General features: G+C 67.2%; 21 protein-coding genes. 11 read left to right on the forward strand and 10 right to left on the reverse strand.

The features are described 5' to 3' along the window. The first annotated feature begins 13 nt into the window (after window positions 1-13). The 6 genes from mnmG to ACTIEY_RS18980 all read left to right on the forward strand — a co-directional run bounded on the left by mnmG (window position 14) and on the right by ACTIEY_RS18980 (window position 5,621). Complete coding sequence (gene mnmG, locus ACTIEY_RS18955; RefSeq protein ID WP_439520702.1) at window positions 14-1,987, forward strand: tRNA uridine-5-carboxymethylaminomethyl(34) synthesis enzyme MnmG; 1,974 nt, start codon at window positions 14-16, stop codon at window positions 1,985-1,987. After that, the gene (gene rsmG, locus ACTIEY_RS18960) at window positions 1,984-2,658 is read left to right on the forward strand and encodes a 16S rRNA (guanine(527)-N(7))-methyltransferase RsmG (protein WP_439520703.1); all 675 of its coding nucleotides are present in this window, start codon (window positions 1,984-1,986) and stop codon (window positions 2,656-2,658) included. Before mnmG ends, rsmG begins: the two co-directional genes overlap by 4 nt. A 79-nt stretch (window positions 2,659-2,737) precedes the next feature. Continuing rightward, window positions 2,738-3,352, forward strand: coding sequence for a LysE family transporter (locus ACTIEY_RS18965; protein WP_439520704.1), 615 nt, complete (start codon window positions 2,738-2,740; stop codon window positions 3,350-3,352). Between the two features lie 3 nt (window positions 3,353-3,355). Further along, entirely contained in the window at window positions 3,356-4,126 is a 771-nt protein-coding gene (locus ACTIEY_RS18970; protein WP_439520705.1) for a ParA family protein, read from the forward strand. A 16-nt stretch (window positions 4,127-4,142) separates the two neighbouring features. Next, entirely contained in the window at window positions 4,143-4,682 is a 540-nt protein-coding gene (locus tag ACTIEY_RS18975; RefSeq protein ID WP_439520706.1) for an RBBP9/YdeN family alpha/beta hydrolase, read from the forward strand. Window positions 4,683-4,697: 15 nt separating this feature from the next. Further along, window positions 4,698-5,621, forward strand: coding sequence for a ParB/RepB/Spo0J family partition protein (locus ACTIEY_RS18980; RefSeq protein WP_439520707.1), 924 nt, complete (start codon window positions 4,698-4,700; stop codon window positions 5,619-5,621). Between the two features lie 3 nt (window positions 5,622-5,624). Here ACTIEY_RS18980 and proC read toward each other — a convergent pair whose 3' ends face one another. Then, on the reverse strand, window positions 5,625-6,518 hold the full coding sequence (gene proC / locus ACTIEY_RS18985) for a pyrroline-5-carboxylate reductase (protein ID WP_439520708.1): 894 nt from the start codon (window positions 6,516-6,518) through the stop codon (window positions 5,625-5,627). 201 nt (window positions 6,519-6,719) lie between these two features. Between proC and ACTIEY_RS18990 the strand changes: the two genes are divergently transcribed. After that, window positions 6,720-7,520, forward strand: coding sequence for a YbaY family lipoprotein (locus ACTIEY_RS18990; RefSeq protein WP_439520709.1), 801 nt, complete (start codon window positions 6,720-6,722; stop codon window positions 7,518-7,520). 6 nt (window positions 7,521-7,526) lie between these two features. On the opposite strand, the gene ACTIEY_RS18995 is transcribed toward ACTIEY_RS18990, so the two are convergent. Both ACTIEY_RS18995 and ACTIEY_RS19000 read right to left on the reverse strand, forming a co-directional pair. Continuing rightward, a complete protein-coding gene (locus tag ACTIEY_RS18995) occupies window positions 7,527-8,951 on the reverse strand; it encodes an FAD-binding oxidoreductase (RefSeq protein ID WP_439520710.1) in 1,425 nt (474 codons plus the stop codon). A gap of 85 nt (window positions 8,952-9,036) precedes the next feature. Then, window positions 9,037-9,276, reverse strand: coding sequence for a hypothetical protein (locus ACTIEY_RS19000; protein WP_439520711.1), 240 nt, complete (start codon window positions 9,274-9,276; stop codon window positions 9,037-9,039). A 189-nt stretch (window positions 9,277-9,465) separates the two neighbouring features. Between ACTIEY_RS19000 and ACTIEY_RS19005 the strand changes: the two genes are divergently transcribed. Both ACTIEY_RS19005 and ACTIEY_RS19010 read left to right on the forward strand, forming a co-directional pair. Continuing rightward, complete coding sequence (locus ACTIEY_RS19005; RefSeq protein WP_439520712.1) at window positions 9,466-10,032, forward strand: cob(I)yrinic acid a,c-diamide adenosyltransferase; 567 nt, start codon at window positions 9,466-9,468, stop codon at window positions 10,030-10,032. After that, a complete protein-coding gene (locus ACTIEY_RS19010) occupies window positions 10,029-10,391 on the forward strand; it encodes a hypothetical protein (protein ID WP_439520713.1) in 363 nt (120 codons plus the stop codon). Before ACTIEY_RS19005 ends, ACTIEY_RS19010 begins: the two co-directional genes overlap by 4 nt. On the opposite strand, the gene ACTIEY_RS19015 is transcribed toward ACTIEY_RS19010, so the two are convergent. Then, window positions 10,392-10,814, reverse strand: coding sequence for a hotdog fold thioesterase (locus ACTIEY_RS19015; RefSeq protein WP_439520714.1), 423 nt, complete (start codon window positions 10,812-10,814; stop codon window positions 10,392-10,394). A gap of 96 nt (window positions 10,815-10,910) precedes the next feature. Here ACTIEY_RS19015 and ACTIEY_RS19020 point away from each other — a divergent pair, with 96 nt between their 5' ends. Next, a complete protein-coding gene (locus ACTIEY_RS19020; RefSeq protein WP_439520715.1) occupies window positions 10,911-12,176 on the forward strand; it encodes a hypothetical protein in 1,266 nt (421 codons plus the stop codon). A gap of 8 nt (window positions 12,177-12,184) precedes the next feature. Here ACTIEY_RS19020 and ACTIEY_RS19025 read toward each other — a convergent pair whose 3' ends face one another. Next, window positions 12,185-13,540, reverse strand: coding sequence for a solute carrier family 23 protein (locus ACTIEY_RS19025; protein WP_439520716.1), 1,356 nt, complete (start codon window positions 13,538-13,540; stop codon window positions 12,185-12,187). A 135-nt stretch (window positions 13,541-13,675) separates the two neighbouring features. Here ACTIEY_RS19025 and ACTIEY_RS19030 point away from each other — a divergent pair, with 135 nt between their 5' ends. Then, entirely contained in the window at window positions 13,676-14,083 is a 408-nt protein-coding gene (locus tag ACTIEY_RS19030) for an MAPEG family protein (protein WP_439520717.1), read from the forward strand. Window positions 14,084-14,092: 9 nt separating this feature from the next. On the opposite strand, the gene fahA is transcribed toward ACTIEY_RS19030, so the two are convergent. The 5 genes from fahA to ACTIEY_RS19055 are packed head-to-tail and all read right to left on the reverse strand — an operon-like array spanning window position 14,093 to window position 18,547. After that, window positions 14,093-15,415 (reverse strand): fumarylacetoacetase, encoded by a 1,323-nt coding sequence (gene fahA, locus ACTIEY_RS19035; protein ID WP_439520808.1) that lies wholly within the window; start codon window positions 15,413-15,415, stop codon window positions 14,093-14,095. Between the two features lie 5 nt (window positions 15,416-15,420). After that, window positions 15,421-16,230, reverse strand: a complete 810-nt coding sequence (locus ACTIEY_RS19040; RefSeq protein ID WP_439520718.1) for a cyclase family protein — start codon at window positions 16,228-16,230, stop codon at window positions 15,421-15,423. 25 nt (window positions 16,231-16,255) lie between these two features. Next, a complete protein-coding gene (locus ACTIEY_RS19045) occupies window positions 16,256-17,032 on the reverse strand; it encodes an ABC transporter permease (RefSeq protein WP_439520719.1) in 777 nt (258 codons plus the stop codon). Further along, the gene (locus ACTIEY_RS19050; RefSeq protein ID WP_439520720.1) at window positions 17,029-17,778 is read right to left on the reverse strand and encodes an ABC transporter permease; all 750 of its coding nucleotides are present in this window, start codon (window positions 17,776-17,778) and stop codon (window positions 17,029-17,031) included. Before ACTIEY_RS19050 ends, ACTIEY_RS19045 begins: the two co-directional genes overlap by 4 nt. 1 nt (window position 17,779) lies before the next feature. Further along, window positions 17,780-18,547, reverse strand: a complete 768-nt coding sequence (locus ACTIEY_RS19055; RefSeq protein WP_439520721.1) for an ABC transporter ATP-binding protein — start codon at window positions 18,545-18,547, stop codon at window positions 17,780-17,782. Between the last annotated feature and the right edge of the window lie 25 nt (window positions 18,548-18,572).

Below are 18,572 nucleotides of genomic sequence, written 5' to 3' on the forward strand. Positions count from 1 at the left end.
AGCGATCTCCACCATGCTGTACCCCCAGGAATTCGATGTCATCGTCGTCGGCGGTGGCCACGCCGGCACCGAAGCCGCGCTGGCCGCTGCGCGCATGGGATGCGCCACGCTGCTGCTGACGCACAACATCGAGACGCTGGGGCAGATGAGCTGCAACCCGAGCATCGGCGGCATCGGCAAGGGTCACCTGGTGAAAGAGGTGGACGCGCTGGGCGGCGCGATGGCGCTGGCCACTGACGAGGGCGGCATCCAGTTTCGCATCCTCAACAGCTCCAAGGGCCCGGCGGTGCGCGCCACGCGCGCCCAGGCCGACCGCGTGCTCTACAAGGCGGCCATCCGCCGCACCCTGGAGAACCAGCCCAACCTTTGGCTGTTCCAGCAAGCGGTGGACGACCTGATGGTCGAAGGTGACCGTGTGACGGGGGCTGTGACGCAAGTGGGCGTACGCTTCCTTGGGCGCACAGTGGTGCTGACGGCGGGCACTTTCCTCGACGGCAAGATCCATGTGGGGCTGAACAACTACGCGGCTGGCCGCGCGGGCGACCCGCCGGCGGTGTCGCTGTCGGCGCGTCTGAAGGAGCTGAAGCTGCCGCAGGGCCGGCTGAAAACCGGCACGCCGCCGCGCCTGGATGGCAGGACCATCGACTATTCCAGGTGCACCGAACAGCCCGGCGACGGCGTGCCCGGCGGCATGAACCCCGACCAGCCTGTGCCGGTGTTCAGCTTCATGGGGAGCGCGGCGATGCACCCGCGCCAAGTGCCATGCTGGATCACGCACACCAACGAGCGCACCCACGACATCATCCGCTCGGGCTTCGACCGCAGCCCCATGTTCACCGGCAAGATCGAGGGCGTGGGCCCACGCTATTGCCCGAGCGTGGAAGACAAGATCAACCGCTTTGCCGACAAGGACAGCCACCAGATCTTCCTGGAGCCCGAGGGGCTGACCACGAACGAGGTCTATCCGAACGGCATTTCCACCAGTCTGCCTTTCGACATCCAGCTCGATCTGGTGCGCAGCATGGCCGGGCTCGAGAACGCCCACATCCTGCGCCCGGGCTACGCCATCGAATACGACTACTTCGATCCGCGTTCGCTCAAGAACAGCTTTGAGACCCGGCAGATCCAGGGCTTGTTCTTTGCAGGGCAGATCAACGGCACCACCGGCTACGAGGAGGCGGCGGCGCAGGGGTTGTTCGCCGGCATCAACGCCGCGCTGCAATGCCGAGGGGAGGGTGCCTGGCTGCCGCGGCGCGACGAGGCCTACCTGGGCGTGCTGGTGGACGATCTCGTCACCCAGGGCGTGACCGAGCCTTACCGCATGTTCACCAGCCGGGCCGAGTTCCGCCTGCAACTGCGGGAAGACAACGCCGACATGCGGCTGACGGAGGCCGGGCGGCGCCTGGGCCTGGTGGGCGACGCGCAGTGGGACGCCTTCTGCCGCAAGCGCGATGCGGTGGCGCGCGAGACCGAACGCCTCAAGGCCACCTGGGTGAGCCCGCGCAACCTGCCCGCAGCGGAAAGTGAACGCGTGCTGGGCAAGGCCATCGAGCACGAGCACAACCTGTTCGACCTGCTGCGCCGCCCCGGAGTGGCCTACGCCGATCTGGTGGGCATGGACAGCGGCAAGTACTTGGCTGCGGACGTTTCACGTGAAACACTCGCCGAATTGCTGGAGCCGGTGGTCGAGCAGGTGGAGATTGCCGCGAAGTACGCGGGCTACATCGATCGACAGAAAAATGAGGTGGAGCGGGCCGCGCACTACGAAGGCCTGAAACTGCCCGCCGATCTGGACTACCTGCAGGTCAAGGCGCTCTCTTTTGAGGCGCGCCAGAAACTGGCCAGGCACCGCCCGGAAACTCTGGGCCAGGCGTCGCGCATCTCGGGCATCACGCCCGCCAGCATCTCGCTGCTGCTGATCCACCTGAAGAAGGGTGGCTTCAAGGGGTTTGCCACCGTGCCGGTGGCCGCCGATCTCTCCGCATGAGCGACCTGCGTGCCACCCTGCAGGCGGGCCTGCAGTCGCTTCAGCTTGAGCTGGGCGCTGCACAGGTCGACCAACTGCTGGATTTTGTGGGCCTGCTCCAGAAATGGAACAAGGTCTACAACCTCACCTCGGTGAGGGATCCGGCCGACATGATGACCCACCACCTGCTGGACAGCCTGGCTGTGGTTCGCCCGCTGCTCAAGCAGGTGGGCGAGCGGCCGATCCGGCTGCTGGACGTCGGATCCGGCGGCGGGCTGCCGGGCGTGGTGATCGCCATCGCCTGTCCGCAGATCGAAGTGACCTGCGTGGACACGGTGGCCAAGAAAGCCGCCTTCATCCAGCAGGTGGCCGCCACGCTCCGCCTGTCCAACCTGCGCGGCCTGCACGCCAGGGTGGAAACGCTCAATGCCTTGTCCGGGCCGGCGTACGACGTGGTCAGCGCGCGGGCTTTTGCCTCCTTGCTGGACTTCACCCGCTGGTCTCGCGAAGCGCTGGGCCCCGGCGGTGTGTGGATGGCCATGAAGGGCAAACACCCTGGTGATGAGCTTGAAACGCTCGCGTCGGAGGGTGGGGCGGTGGACGTGTTTCACGTGGAACCTTTAACGGTGCCCGGTCTGGAGGCCGAACGCTGCATCGTCTGGATGCGCCCGGCCCCGCAGTCTGTGGCCTGAGCATCACATCGCGCGGAAACCGGCGCGAGCCGGCAAGGCCGTCACGTAAACTCGACCCTCCACTTCCCGGGGGTTTTTCATGTTCGGCATTGCGGACTACGGCGCGTTCGTCGCGGCCATCATCGTTTTCCTGCTCATTCCCGGGCCGGGCAACCTGGCTCTGATCACCTCCACCAGCAAGGGCGGGGTGCGCGGCGGAATGGCGGCCACCTTCGGTGTGATCGCGGGCGACCAGGTGCTGATGTGGCTGGCGGTGGCCGGCGTGGCGGCGTTGCTGACCGCTTATCCCGCTGCGTTCAGTGCGGTGCAGTGGCTGGGCGCCGCCTACCTGGCGTGGCTGGGCTGGAAGATGCTGACCGCCAAACCGGGCGATGCGCCGGTGCTGAACATCCGGCCGCGCCAGTATTTTCAGCAGGCCGCGCTCATCACCCTGCTCAATCCCAAGGCCATCGTGTTCTACATGGCTTTCTTCCCACTGTTCGTGGATCCGGCCCGCCACCAGGGCCTGGTTACCTTTGGCGCCATGGCCGCCACGGTGGCTGTGCTCACCTTCCTGTACGGCCTGACGGCGGTGCTGCTCACGCATTTCCTGGCCGAACGCATGCGCGCCAACCCGAGGATCGGGCGGGCGCTGGAGAAGGTGGCGGGGGTGTTTCTGATCGGCTTCGGCATCAAGCTGGCCATTTCGAAATAAGCCATGGCCAAGATTTTTTGTGTCGCGAACCAGAAGGGCGGGGTCGGCAAGACCACCACCACGGTCAACCTGGCCGCCGGCCTGGCCAAGGTGGGTCAGCGCGTGCTGATGGTGGACCTGGATCCCCAGGGCAACGCCACCATGGGATCTGGCGTGGACAAGCGCAGCATGTCGCTGTCGGTGTACGACGTGCTGCTGGAGTCCGCTTCCGTCAACGAGGCAGCGGTTTTTTCAGACAAATGCGGCTACCACGTGCTGGGCGCCAACCGCGAACTGGCGGGGGCGGAGGTGGAACTGGTCGAGGTCGAGCGCCGCGAAAAGCGCCTCAAGGCCGCCCTCGCCGAGGTGGGCGGCCAGTTCGACTTCATCCTGATCGACTGCCCGCCGTCCCTGAGCATGCTCACGCTCAACGGCTTGTGCGCCGCCCATGGTGTGATCGTGCCGATGCAGTGCGAGTACTTTGCGCTCGAAGGCCTGACCGACTTGGTCAACACCATCAAGCAGGTGCACGCCAACCTGAATCCTGATCTGGCCATCATCGGCCTTCTGCGCGTGATGTTCGACCCGCGCATCACGCTCCAGCAGCAGGTGAGCGACCAGCTCAAATCGCATTTCGGCGAAAAGGTGTTCGACACCGTCATTCCCCGCAACGTCAGGCTCGCCGAAGCGCCCAGCTATGGCTTGCCGGGCGTCATCTTCGACCCGTCGGCGCGCGGCAGCCAGGCCTTTGTGGCCTTTGCCAAGGAAATGGTCGAGCGCATCCAGAAGCTGTGACCCGGGGATGTTTCACGTGAAACCCCAAAATGTCCTGACACTCCCTGGTTGGCAGAACAGCGGCCCCGAGCACTGGCAAAGCCGGTGGGAGATCACCCACGGCTACCGCCGGGTCGACCAGCACGACTGGATGCACCCGAAGCGTGGCGACTGGACAACCCGGCTCGAAGACGTGCTGCTCGGTTGCGACGAACCGGCGGTGCTGGTGGCCCACAGTCTGGGTTGCCTGCTGACGGCCGCCTGGGCGTCCCATTCAAAGAACACGGATCGGGTGAAGGCCGCCCTGCTGGTGGCCCCGGGCGACGCCGAGCGCGAGGAAATGCGTCCGGTGCTGCCCACCTGGTCGCCCATCTCCATGGACCGGCTGCCCTTCCCGAGCGTGCTGGTGGGCAGTCGCAACGACCCGTACTGCAGCTTCGAACGTGCCCAGGCCCTGGCCATGGCGTGGGGCTCGCGCTTTGTGGACCTGGGCGATGCCGGGCACATCAATGCCGATTCCGGACTGGGCGACTGGCCACAGGGCCATGCCGTGCTGGTCGAACTCATGAATCTCTGAACAACGGAACCCACCATGGTCACCAAAAAACCCAAGGGCCTCGGCCGGGGACTCGAAGCGCTGCTGGGTCCCAAGGTGTCGGAGCATGTGCCGGCCGATGCCGGCGGCCAACTGCCTTCCAGCCTCCCGCTCGACCAGCTCGTGGCCGGTATCTACCAGCCGCGCACCCGCATGGACGAGGGCGCCCTGTACGAACTGGCCGAGAGCATCAAGGTGCAGGGCGTGATGCAGCCCATCCTGGTTCGCCAGCTCGCCGCGGGCGCGAACGCCGGCAAGTACGAAATCATTGCGGGTGAACGGCGCTTCCGCGCCTCACGCCTGGCGGGCCTGGACAGCGTGCCCGTGCTCGTGCGAGACGTGCCCGACGAGTCCGCCGCGGCCATGTCGCTGATCGAAAACATCCAGCGTGAGGATCTGAATCCACTCGAAGAGGCCCACGGCCTGCAACGCCTGGTGAAGGAGTTTGGGCTCACTCACGAACAGGCGGCCCAGGCGGTGGGCCGCTCGCGCAGTGCCGCCAGCAACCTGCTGCGCCTGCTGCAGCTCGCCGAGCCGGTGCAGACCATGCTGATGGCCGGCGACCTGGACATGGGGCACGCCCGCGCCCTGCTGGCGCTGGACAAGGCCAACCAGATCACGGCGGGCAACCAGATCGCGGCCCGGAAAATGTCGGTGCGCGAGGCCGAGAGCCTGGTGAAGAAGCTGGGGGCCGAGTTCGCGCTGGCGCCCCAGAAACTCAAGAAAGAGAAGTCGCGCGACATCCGCCGCGTGGAAGAGGAGCTGGCGGACCTGCTGACCGCCGAGGTCGAGGTGCGCGTGAAGAAGCGCGTGAAGCGCCACGGCCGCATGGAGGACATGGGCGAGATCGCCATCCACTTTGGGTCGCTGGAAGCCCTCAATGGACTGATCGACCGTTTGCGGGGTGGCGCGGCGTCCTGAGGTTCAGAGCGCCGCGCTGTGGTCGGCCCGCGCCTGCGCGAAACGTGGTGCAAGGCCGCCACCAAGCACCACGGACCGATCGTTTGCGGCTTGCAAGCCGGCCTGAAAGCCGTCGAACACACCTCGCTCGTTCATTTTGACCAGACCGGCGTGGGTGGTTCCGTTGGGCGACCGAACCTGCTCGATCAGACTGTCCATGCTGGTGCCTGACTGCTGTGCCTTCAAGGCCAGTGCTGCGGCCCCGGACATGGTGCCAATGGCCATGCGCAGGGCCTGCTCGGCTGACAGGCCCATCAGGGCACCTTGGTCCTGTGCAGCCTTGAGCATCGAAAACATGAAGGCGGGTCCCGAGCCCGAGAGGGCGGTGACGGCATGAAGCTGGGACTCGCTCTCCATCCACTCCACCGAGCCCACCGCACGCATGAGCTCTGTGGCGAGCACGCGCTTGTCGGGAGGAAGGTAGTCCTGGGCAAACATGCCGGTGACGCCCTGGCCCACAGCGGCAGCCTGGTTGGGCATGGTGCGAACCACGTTGTGGGTGCCCAGATTGCGCGCCAGCGCTGTGGTGCCCACACCGGCCATCACGCTCACGTGCAGCGTCGAATCATCCAGTCCCAGGGCTTTGCTGGCCTGAACCGCTGCGAGCGGAAAGACGTCGGGCTTCACCGCCCAGACCAGCGCATCGATCGGCGAATGAAAGCCAGCGATTGAACCGGCAACCACCACGCCATGCCGTTGTTGAATGCGGTCCCGAGCCGCCGGACTCGGATCGACCACCGTGATGCGATCGGGGGACACGCCCTCTCGCATCCATCCACTCACCATGGCATCGGCCATGTTGCCGCCGCCCATGACGAGCAGACGATTGAGCCGGGCCAGTTGGGTCAATGAGGTCATGAGGGAGGCTCCTTGTGAGATTGAACGCGCGCCATTGTGGTCCTGCGATCGGGCTGGTTGGCTCCTCGCCAACCGACCAGCGATTTCAGGGCGTGAAAGCGGGTCGCCGCAGCCCGAATGGCGCTTGACGCGCGCAAGCTGTGCACAACCTGCGCACAATGGGGACGCTGTCCCCACACGATTTTGCTTTCAGGAGCATCCATGAAGATCTCGACCTCGCCCCACCTCACGCGCCGCCCCCTGCTGGGCGCCCTGGCCGCCAGCCTGTTGCTCACGGCCTGCGCCACCGCACCGTCGGAACCCCCGCTGGCGGTGACCGGCACGGCCCGATTCGAAGGCCAGGTGGCCCTGCCGCCCAATGCGGTGCTGGAGGTCTCGGTGGCCGACGTGTCGCGCGCGGATGCGCGTGCCACCACGCTGGCCCAGGTGAAACTCCCCGCCAGCGGCCCGCAGCCCTTGCGCTTCGCCTTGCCGGTGGATCGCAAGCTGGTGCAGGAACGCGGCAGCTACTCGGTGCGGGCCGAGATTCTGGTGGACGGCAAGGCGCTGTACGTGACCGACAGCGCCTACCTCGTGCTGGGCCACTCGGGCAACACCCAGGCGGACGTGCTGTTGCGCCCGGTGGACACGCGCGCGCAACCGGCATCGCCCCGCATCGAGAACGTGCGCTGGGCGCTGGTGTCGCTGGACGGCCAGCCCTTGCCGCCGCAGGACGCGGCAAGCACGCCGTACTTCGTGCTCAACGCCGACGGCAACCGCGTGACGGGTTCGGGTGGCTGCAACGCCCTGGTTGGGACCTACACGTTGAATGGGCAGGCGCTGCAGATGCTGCGCGGCCCGCGCCGCGAACTGCAGGTGTGTGCGAACGACATGGAACGCGAGCGCGCCTTCATGTTTGCGCTGGCCACCACCGAGCAGTGGGCCATGCAGGGCTCGCGCCTGCGGCTGCTGGACCGGCTGGGCGCGCAGGTCGCATTGCTTGAGGCGCGGCCCGGCCCCTGAGCAAGTTCACAGCGAGAAGATCTTGCCCGGATTCATGATGTTGTCCGGGTCGAGCGCGCGCTTGATGGTGCGCATCATGTCCACCGCGCCGCTGCCGGCTTCCGTGAGCAGGAATTCCATCTTGTGCAGGCCCACGCCGTGCTCGCCGGTGCAGGTGCCTTCCAGGCTGAGGGCGCGCGCCACGAGCTGGTGGTTGAGCTGTTCGGCCAGCGTGTGTTCTTCGGGCTTGTCGGGGTCGATCAGGTACCCGAAGTGGAAGTTGCCATCGCCCACATGGCCGACGAGGAAGTAGGGCAGGCCGGCAGTGTCGGCCTCGGCCACGGAATCGAGCAGGCAGTCGGCCAGCCGGCTGATGGGCACGCAGGTGTCGGTGGAGATGGCGCGGCAGCCCGGCTTGCTCTGGATGGCCGCGAAATAGGCGTTGTGCCGCGCGGTCCACAGGCGCGTGCGTTCCTCGGGCGTGTCGGCCCATTGGAACGCGTTGCCGCCGAATTCGTTGGCGATCTCCTGCACCGTCTCGGCCTGCTCCTTCACGCTCGCGGGCGAGCCATGGAATTCCATCAGCAGCATGTTTTCTTCTCGCAGGCCCAGCTTGCTGTGCGCGTTGACCATGCGCACGGTGTTGTGGTCGATCAGCTCGCAGCGCGCGATCGGCACGCCGAGCTGGATCACCTGGATCACGGTGCGCACGGCGGCCTCGATGCTCGGGAACGAGCAGGTGGCCGCCGAGATGGCTTCGGGCAACGGGTAGAGCTTGAGCGTGATCTCGGTGATGACGCCCAGCGTGCCTTCACTGCCCACCATCAGGCGCGTGAGGTCGTAGCCCGCGCTACTCTTCTTCGCGCGCGTGCCGGTGCGGATGACCTCGCCGCTGGCCGTGACGACCTCGAGCGCCAGCACGTTCTCGCGCATGGTGCCGTAGCGCACGGCGTTGGTGCCGGAAGCACGGGTGGCCGACATGCCGCCAATCGACGCATCGGCGCCGGGGTCGATGGGGAAGAACAGGCCCTCGCTCTTCACGGCTTCGTTCACGGCCTTGCGCGTCACGCCGGGCTGCACCGTCACTGTGAGGTCTTCGGCGTTGATCGACAGCACGCTGTTCATGCGGCTCACGTCGATGCTGATGCCGCCTTCCACCGCGAGCAGGTGGCCTTCGAGCGACGAGCCCACGCCGAACGGGATCACCGGCATGCGGTGCTGCGCCGCCAGCTTCACCGCATCGGCCACGTCCTGTGTGCTCTGGGCGAACACCACGGCCGCCGGCGGCGGCACCTGGTAGACCGACTCATCGCGCCCGTGCTGCTCGCGCACCACCAGGGCCGTGGAGCACTGGGCGCCAAAGCGCGCCTGCAGCGCTTCCAGGAAGCCTGCCGGGATGGCGCGCTGGTGGACGTCGGGAACCAGGTGGGCGTGGGCGGTGGGGGCGTTCATGGGGCTTGTCTCCAGTCGGTCGCAGGATGATCGACCGGCCAGTTTAAGCCTTGCCACGCGACTTGTGCGGCCCGCGCCGCCCCGCTCAGCGCTTGCGGTCGGAGCTGATGGCCAGCTCGCGAGTCAGCCGCATCGGGCTTTCCGCATCGGCCAGGCGGGATGGCGTGAAGACCGCGACGGCGTGGCGCGTGGGGGGTGCCACCGGAATGGCGGCAATGCCGGCCAGCCCGAGCGCGCAGGCGGCAATGATCTGCACGCTGCGCTGTTCGAAATCGGACACGGAAGAAGACAACTGGGACTGGATGCGAAATCGGGACGGGGGCATCAATCGGCTCCTGACAGGGTGGGGTGAATGTGAGCCATTAGCGCCGGGATCTCTCCCGCACGCCAGCCCTTTTGCCTGTCGTTTCGCTCTTCAAGAACCCTTTGCCTCAGACACATTTCCCTGCGTGTTGTTACGGTGTGCGGGCCTTGTCGCACAATCGGCGTCTGCACTCTCTGCGCAAGGATTTCCATGGGCAACCGACTCACCCAGATCGCCACCCGCACCGGCGACGCCGGCACCACCGGCCTTGGCGACAACACCCGCGTCTCCAAGAACAGCCTGCGCGTGCACGCGATGGGCGACGTCGACGAACTAAACTCGAACATCGGCGTGCTGCTGTGCGAGGACATGGCCGATGACGTGCGCGAGCTGCTGGTGGAGATCCAGCACCAGCTCTTCAACCTGGGTGGCGAGCTGTCCATCCCCGGGTTCGAGCTGCTCAAGCCCGAGGCGGTGCTGGCGCTGGACGAGGCGCTGGCCACCCACAACGAGAAGCTGCCCCGTCTGCAGGAATTCATCCTTCCCGCCGGCACCCGCGCGGCCAGCCTGGCGCATGTGTGCCGCACGGTGGCGCGCCGCGCCGAGCGCGCCGTGGTGGCGCTGGGCAACGAGGAAGCGCTGAAAGAAACGCCGCGCCAGTACCTCAACCGCCTGAGCGACCTGATGTTCGTGCTCGCGCGGGTCCTCAACCGCCTGAATGGCGGTGACGATGTCTACTGGAAAAGCGAGCGCATGGCCCGGGCCGATACCGAATGAAGCCGCTGCACACCGGGTTCGGGCTGCTTGTGTTCGCCACGGGCGTGGCGGGCGCGCAGGGCACGAAGCCGCCCCAGGCCGACAGAAGCGCCCGAACGCAGGAGGTGTCGCTGAGCTGCGAGGCGGTCTACCTGCCCGCGCGCACCACCTGGACGCGGCTGGTGACCATCGGCTACGACCAGAAGCGCGTGCGCTCCGTGCAGATCGACGGCGTGCCGGTCTACACCTTCAACGTGCGCGAGACGGTCATCCTGACCTCCACGGACAACGAGCGCATCCAGATCGACACGGCGACCCAGACCTGGACCAGCGATTTCCGCGGCGCGGCCACCTCGCAGGGGCGTTGCGAGCGACGCTGATCAGCGCGGCGCCAGCACTGCCATGGTGATGCGCGAGACGCAGGTCAGTTCGCCCGCGTCGTTGGTCAGGTCGATCTGCCACACCTGGGTGGTGCGGCCGATGTGCACGGGGCGCGTGACCCCGGTCACCCAGCCGCTCGTGGCGCCCTTGAGGTGATTGGCGTTGATGTCCAGCCCCACCGCACGGTGGCCCTCGGGGCAGCTGTAGGCCGCGCCGCACGACCCCAGCGTTTCCGCCAGCACCACGCTCACGCCGCCGTGCAGCAGGCCGTAGGGCTGCCTGGTGCGCGTGTCCACCGGCACGCGCGCGGTGATGAAATCGTCGCCGACCTCGAGGAACTCGATGCCCAGCTGGCGCACGGCGGTGTCGTCGTGCAGGCGGGTGAGTTCTTCGACCGAGATGGGTTTTTTCCAGATGCTCAATGCGTTCTCCTTGGGGATGGACGCCACTATAGGACGCGGCATGCGCCTACAGACCGAAGCGGGTCGCCCGCGCACCATACCGGCAGGAGTACCACCATGACACCCTCACGCCGCCGATGGACCATCGCCGCCGCCAGCTTTGTTGCGTTGCTGGCTGCCGCATGGCTGGCGCTCATCGTGTTCGTGCCCTCCGACGACGAGCTGGCCCTGCGCGTGGAGGCGGAGTTCGAATCCCGGCTGGGGCAGAAGCTGGTGGTGGGCTCGGTGCAGTGGCGCCTGCTTGGGGGGGCCATGGTCGAGGTGAGGGACGCGCACACCGTGCAGCCCGAATCCATCCGCGTGCGCCGCCTGACGGTCCACCCCGAACTGCTGCCCCTGCTGCGCCGTCAGATCGTGATCGACCGGCTGGAGGTGGAGGGCGCCGAGGTACCGCGCGACGCGCTGGCTGCCTACCGCGGCCGCGAAAAGGGGGGCCAGGGCAGCCTCCTGCTGCGCGAGGTGGTGTTCAGCGACGTCACCTACATCTCCTACAGCGGCATCCCGGTGGTGTACGCGGGAGAGATCCGGTTCGGTGACGACGCGATGCCGCAGCACCTGCGGATCGAGCGACCCGAAATGGCACAGCCAACCTCCCTGGAAGCCAGGCGCGAGGGCGCCGTCGAGGGCGGAGCCTACGTCTACCGCTTGCAGCTGCAGGCCGCTGGTGGCTCGGCGCAAGGGCAGGCGCGGTTGTCGACCACACCTGAAGGCGGCATGCGCCTCCAGGGCGAACTCGAACCGCGCGGCGTGGAGGTGGAATCGCTCCTCAAGGCCTTCAACCGGCGCTCGCCCATCAGCGGCCTGGCGTCGGGCAAGACCGAACTGAGCGCCGAAGGGGACAGTTACGCCGAGCTGTTCCGCTCGCTGCACACGCGCAGTGTCCTGCGGGTGGAGCGCGCCAGGATCCTGCGCTTCAACATGGAAAAAGCCGTGAAGTCGCTGGGCGAAGACCGCAGCGGCGAAACAGCGCTGGAGAGCCTCAACGGCGTGGTGGACACGCAGAACACCGAACAGGGCATGAAGACCGAGTTCACGCAGGTCAAGGCCGTGTCAGGGCCCTACACCGCCTACGGTCGGGCCACGCTCTACCGCCGCCAGATCGATGCAGAGGGCAAGGTGGAGACGGGCGGCGGTGTGGTGGAAGTGCCGTTCACGGTGAAAGGGCCCACGCGTGAGCCCGAATTCGGCATCGCCTGGGGCGCCATCGCGGGCGCGGTGGCCGGCACCGCGGTGCTGCCGGGCATCGGCACGGTGCTGGGTGCCAAGATCGGCGGGGTATTGAGCGCCCCGACCAGGCCGCAGGCAGAGCCGAAGGCGCCCTGAGGCTGCCCTCAGCTTTTGCGGCGGTTCAGCAAGGCATAGAGCAGGATGGCGCCAAAGGTGGCGGTACCGATGCCACCGAGCGCAAAGCTGCCGAACTTCAGCGTGTAGTCGCCGGTGCCCAGGATCAGCGTGATCGCGGCCACCAGCAGGTTCTTGTTGTCGGAGAAGTCCACCCGGTTCTCCACCCAGATGCGGGCGCCCGCCACTGCAATGAGGCCGAACACCACGATGGACACGCCACCCATCACGGCCAGCGGAATGGCCTGGATCAGCGCACCGAACTTGGGGCTGAAGCCGAGCACGATGGCCACGCACGCCGCCACCACGAACATGGCGGTGGAATAGATCTTGGTGGCGGCCATCACGCCGATGTTTTCCGCGTAGGTCGTCACGCCGGTGCCGCCCGATGCGCCGCTGACCATGGTGGCCACGCCGTCGCCGATGAAGGCCTTGCCGAGGTAGGGGTTGAGGTCGCGGCCGGTCATGGCGCTCACGGCCTTGATATGGCCCAGGTTCTCGGCCACCAGGATCAGCGCCACGGGCGCGATGAGCAGCATGGCCTGCGCTTCGAACACCGGTGCGGCGAACCTGGGCAGGCCGAACAGCGGCGCCGTGGAGAGCGCCGAGAGGTCGATCGGCTTGCCCAGGCCCAGGCCGTTGGTGAGCAGCGCATAGATCAGGCTGGCCACGATCAGGCCCACCAGGATCAGCAGGCGCTGCGTCATGCCGCGCGTGTACACGGCCACCAGGCCCACGCTGACGAAGGTCACCGCCTGCATCCAGGCGTCGAACCCGGTGGGCGCCATGTTCTTGATCGGAATGGCCGCGAGGTTCAGGCCGATCACGGCCACCACCGCGCCGGTCACCACCGGTGGCATGAAGCGCTCGATCCAGTGCACGGCGACGTCGTTCTCCACCTCCTCGACCTCCATGCCCTTGATGGGCGTGGTGCGCGTGTGGCGCACATTGGTCAGGTGCACGATGAAGCCGATGAGCGTGTAGATGGCTCCGCAGGCGATGATGCCGCCGAGTGCCACGCCCAGGTTGGCATTGAGGCCAGGGCCGGCGTAGCCGCTGGCGGCGATCACCACGCCGATGAAGGCAAAGCTCGAACCCAGGTAGCTCGGCACCTTGCCGCCGGTGATGACGAAGAAGATCAGCGTGCCGACGCCGCTCATGAGGATGGCGACGTTGGGATCGAACCCCATGAGCAGCGGCGCCAGCACCGTGGCCCCGAACATGGCGATCACGTGCTGCACGCCCATCACCCCGGTCTGCGGCCACGGCAGGCGTTCGTCAGGCGCGATCACGCCACCGTTGTCGAGCGTGGAAGCGGGTTTCTCCGTCCAGTTGAGCAGGCCCATCGGATATCTCCTTGTTGTTGAGGTGCAGGGCGCGCCTCTTCGCGCCGCTGGCATTTTGCCCGGCAAAGGCGTTGGCGCGCATGCCTGTGTTTGTAGGTATCCTGCGTTTTGTCGCCGAGCCGAACGACCTGACCCATGACATCCAACCCCCTCCTCTATCCGATGGCAGCCCACGTGGGCCTCACGGCCACCCTCTATGCGCTTCTGACTGCAGCTCGTGCCCCGTCAGTCTGGGGCGTCGGCCGCGCGCCAGACGGCAGCAATCCGTGGGCCGGTGCGGAGCGCCGAATCAGCGCCAACCTGTCGAATCAGTTTGAGTGGCCTCTGTTTTTCCACGTCGCGTGTTTGTTGCTGCTTCAGCGGCCGCTGGCTGGGCAGCTGGAGCTTTCTCTGGCATGGCTCTTCGTCGTGGGTCGGGTGGCACACAGTTGCATCCACGTGTTCACAACCAACGTGCGTCTCCGCGGCATCGTGTTCACCATCAACTTTCTGGCGGTCCTGGCGATGTGGGTCGCGCTGCTTGCGAAGTCAGGCGCACCGTAGCCTGCTGCCTCACCCGTTTGCCGGCAGCACCTCACCCCGGCTCTCACCAAACCCGATGCGCACTGCGCCCGCCTTCTCGCACCAGCCGCGCAGGATCACCGCATCGCCGTCTTCCAGGAAGCGACGCTGAGCGCCGATGCCGGGCAGGGGCACGTCCTTCGTGCCGCCCACGCTCAGTTCCACGATGGCGCCGGCCTGGTCCGGCGTGGGGCCGGAGATGGTGCCGGTGCCCAGCAGATCGCCGGGCTGCAGGTTGCAGCCGCCCACGCTGTGCTGCGCCACCATCTGCGCGATGGTCCAGTACTGGTGGCGAAAACTGGTGGCCGAAAGCCGGTCGGGCGCGACGCCGCGCGAGCGGTGTTCGTTCGATTCCAGCCGCACTTCCAGCTGCACGTCCACCGCGCCATGTGCGGTGTTGGCAGGGCTCGACAGGTAAGCCAGTGGCTGCGGCTCGTCGGCCGGGTGCGCGAAAGGTGCGCGGAAGGGTGCGAGCGCTTCCATGGTCACGATCCACGGTGAGACGGTGGTGCAGAAGTTCTTGCCCAGGAAGGGTCCGAGCGGGTTCATCTCCCAGAACTGGTGGTCGCGCGCCGACCAGTCGTTGAGCAGGCACATGCCGAAGATGTGGTCTTCCGCTTCGGCGATGGGAATCGGTGCGCCCAGGGCGTTGCCCGGGCCGATGTAGAAGCCCATCTCGAGCTCGTAGTCGAGCCGCTTGCAGGCACCGTACGTCGGTGCACTCGCGCCCGGCGCCATGGCCTGACCCATGGGGCGCTTGAACGGCGTGCCGCTGATGACGACGCTGGAAGCCCGCCCGTGGTACGCGATCGGCAGCCACTGGAAGTTGGGGGTGAGCGGGTCGTCCGGCCGGATCACGCGGCCGACGTTGCGCGCGTGGTGGATGGACGTGTAGAAATCGGTGTAGTCGCCAATGCGCGTGGGCACCCGGTACTCGACTTCAGCCTGTGGCACCAGGCTCGCGCGCATCGCGTTCACGCCCGGGCCGCTGGCGCCGGCCTTGAGCAGGTCGAACAGCGCGTGGCGCAGCGCACGCCAGGCGGCCGGGCCCATGGCCAGCAATTCATTGAGGGCATCACCCGCACACGCGTTCACCGCTTGCGCAGCCGCGCCCTCCAGCGCCTGATCGCGCGCGATGGCCGCCAGGTCGATCACCTGGTTGCCGATGGCCACGCCGGCGCGAAACGTTTCACCGGGCGCCTGGCGACGAAACACGCCTAAGGGCAGGTTCTGAATGGGGAAATCGGTGCCTGGTGCGTTGGCGGATTCCAGCCAGCTGCGGGCGCTGGCGTCGTGCGTGTGGTTGAGTTCCATGGTGCTCATGCTGCGGTGGCCTGCAGGGCTTCGTCGAAGATGGCGACCGCGCGCGTCCAGCCGGCGGAGGCGCCACGGATCTTGTGCGGGAAGCAGGAGATGAAGAAACCATCGGCCGGCAGCGCCTCCAGGTTGTGCAGCTTCTCGATGTGGCAGTAGCCGATGTCGCGCCCGGCCTTGTGGCCTTCCCAGATCAGCGAGGCGTCTTTCGTCTCGCCGTACTTCTGTGCGGTGTGCACAAAGGGCGCGTCCCAGCTCCAGGCGTCCGTGCCGGTCAGGCGCACGCCGCGCTCCAGCAGGTACATGGTGGCCTCGTAGCCCATGCCACAACCGGCTGACACGTAGTCGTTGTGGCCATAGCGCGAGCCGGCGCGCGTGTTCACCACCACGATCTCCAGCGGCTTGATGGTGTGGTCGATGCGCTTGAGCTCGGCTTCCACGTCGGCGGCCGTGACCACGTACCCATCGGCGAAGTGGCGGAAGTCCAGCTTCACGCCGGGCTGGAAGCACCAGTCCAGCGGCACGTCGTGGATGGCGATCGCCGGCTTCTTCTCGCCCAGCGCCTTGTCCATCGTGGAGTGGAAGTGGTAGGGCGCATCGAGGTGGGTGCCGTTGTGCGTGGAGAGCTGCACCAGCTCCACCGCCCAGCCTTCGCCGTCGGGCAGGTCTTCTTTCTTGAGACCGGGGAAGAAGGGCTCGATCTGCTCGAAGGTGTTGTCGTGGGTGAAGTACTGGATCTTGGGCGCGAAGGCCGGCGGATCGCTCAGCACGTCGTTTTCCAGGTAGATGGACAGGTCGACCAGTTTGCGGGGCATGGTGTTCTCCGGTGGGTGGATGTGGTCAGGGACGCTGCCAGCGCAGCAGGGATCTTTCAGCCAGGGCCAGCATCACGTTGCTGGCAAAGCCCATGGCGCCGAGCAGCACGATGCCGGCGAACAGCTCGCTGGCCTGGAACGAGCGCGCGGCCAGCAGGATGGCCTGGCCCAGCCCGGGTTGCGAAGCGATCATCTCGCCCACCACCGAGACGATGAGCGAGACCGTCATGGACAGCCGCATGCCCGCCAGGATGTCGGGCATGGCGTTGGGCAGACCGATCTTGAGCACGAAGGCGAGGTGGCTCAGCTCCAGCGAGCGCGAGACCTCACGCAGTTGCCGGTGGACGTTTGCCAGGCCGTGCAGCGTGGCCAGCAGCACCGGCCACATGGCGCCGAACGCCACCACGGCCAGCACCATGCCGCCCGAGAGCCCGAACAGCGCGATGGCCAGCGGCATCACGGCCGAGGCCGGCAGCGGGCGGATGAACTCCAGCGTGGGCGCCATCCATTCGCGCGCCCGCTCCGAACTGCCGATGAGCGCGCCCAGCGCGATGCCCAGCGCGCTGGCCAGCACCCAGCCGCCGAACATGCGGCTGAGCGTGGCCCAGGTGTAGGCCGCCAGATCGCCGCCGGCCAGCCCCTGCACGAGGCTGGCCAGGGTGGCTTGCGGCGTGGGCAGGAAGGCGCGGTTCACCCAGCCGCTGGTGCTGGCGGCCCACCACAAGGCGATGAAGCCCGCGAGCACCAGCAAGGAACCGGATGCACCGCCGAGGGCGCCGAGCGTGCGCAGCGTGGTCTTCATGCCGCCTGCTCCCCCATGGCGCGCGCCACGCGGCGCTGCAGCGCGAGTGCGCCGACATTGATGAGGTAGCCCACCACACCGATCCACGCCAGCCAGGCGAGCATGAGCGCCGGGTCCAGGCTCTGCTGCGCAATCATCATGGCGTAGCCCATGCCATGCGGATTGGCCGCGATCTCCACCGTGACGGCGACCACCAGCGCAATCGCCACACCCAGGCGCAGCGCCACGAACAGGCGCGGCACGATGGCAGGTCCGATGATCCAGGCGAAGCGTTGCCAGGCGTTGAGTTCCAGCGCGCGCGACACCTCCAGCAGCCGCGGTTCCACCTGCTGCACCGCCGCCTGCGTGAGCACCAGCATGGGCCACAGGCAGGCGAAGGCCACCACGCTGACTTCCATGCGCAGGCCAAAGCCGAACACCAGCATGGCCAGCGGAATCAGGGCCACGGAGGGAATCGGGCGCGCCACCTCCACGCTGAGGAAACCGAGTTGCGCGGCACGGCGCGAAAGGCCGAGCAGGGTGCCCAACAGCAGGCCGCCGAGCGCGCCGATCAGGAGCCCGAGTGCCGCCGTGCCGAGCGTGAACGCCGTGGCCTCGAACAGCGAGCCGTCCGTGGCCGCGCCCCAGAAGGCGCGCACCGCCGAACTCGGCGGGGCGATGGCGTCGCTGCCCTGGCCGGTGGTGCGGGCCCAGAGTTCCAGCGCGGCGACCAGCACGGCGGGAAATGCGAGGGATTTCAACTTCATCTCAATGGCCGAGGTAGTGGTACAGCTCTCGTCTCAACCGGAGGAATTCCGGGTGTTCCTTGGTGCCGAGCTGGTCGCGCGGCTGCGGCAACGGCACGTCGATCAGCGCGGCCACGCTCGGCAGCTCGGGCGTGGGGTTGCTGCGCAGCGCGATCACACGGTCGCCCAGGTACAGCGCTTCCTCCAGGTCGTGCGTGACGAACATGACCGTCAGGCCCTCTTCGCGCACCAGGCGCGCCAGTTCGTCCTGCAGCGTCTCGCGGGTCATCGCATCCAGCGCACCGAAAGGCTCGTCCATCAACATCACATCGGGCTGTTGTGCCAGGCAGCGCGCGATCTGCACGCGCTGTTGCATGCCGCCCGAGAGTTGCGCCGGAAACTTCTCCGCGTGGGCGGCCAGCCCCACTGTCTTGAGCACATGCGCGATGCGCGCGGGCCGTTCGACCGCCGGCACGTTCGCCGCTTCCAACGCGAGGCTCACATTGGCCTGCACCGTGCGCCAGGGCAGCAGGGCGCGTCCATAGTCTTGGAACACGAAGGCCACCTCGCGGCTCGGGCCGCTGATGGCCGCGCCCTTGCGCTGGACGCTGCCATAGCTGGGTGTGACGAAGCCGGCGGCCGCGCGCAGCAGCGTGGTCTTGCCGCAACCCGAAGGGCCGATCACGCAGACGAACTCGCCGCGCCGCACCGAGAGTTCGACCGGCGAGAGGATCTGCCGGCCTCCGAGCTCGATGGCCACGCGGTCGAAATGCAGGACGGTGTCGGTCATGGTCAGGGGTGCGCTGGCGTGGGGC

This window comes from Hydrogenophaga sp. (genome assembly GCF_051858985.1).
Lineage (GTDB): Bacteria > Pseudomonadota > Gammaproteobacteria > Burkholderiales > Burkholderiaceae_C > Hydrogenophaga.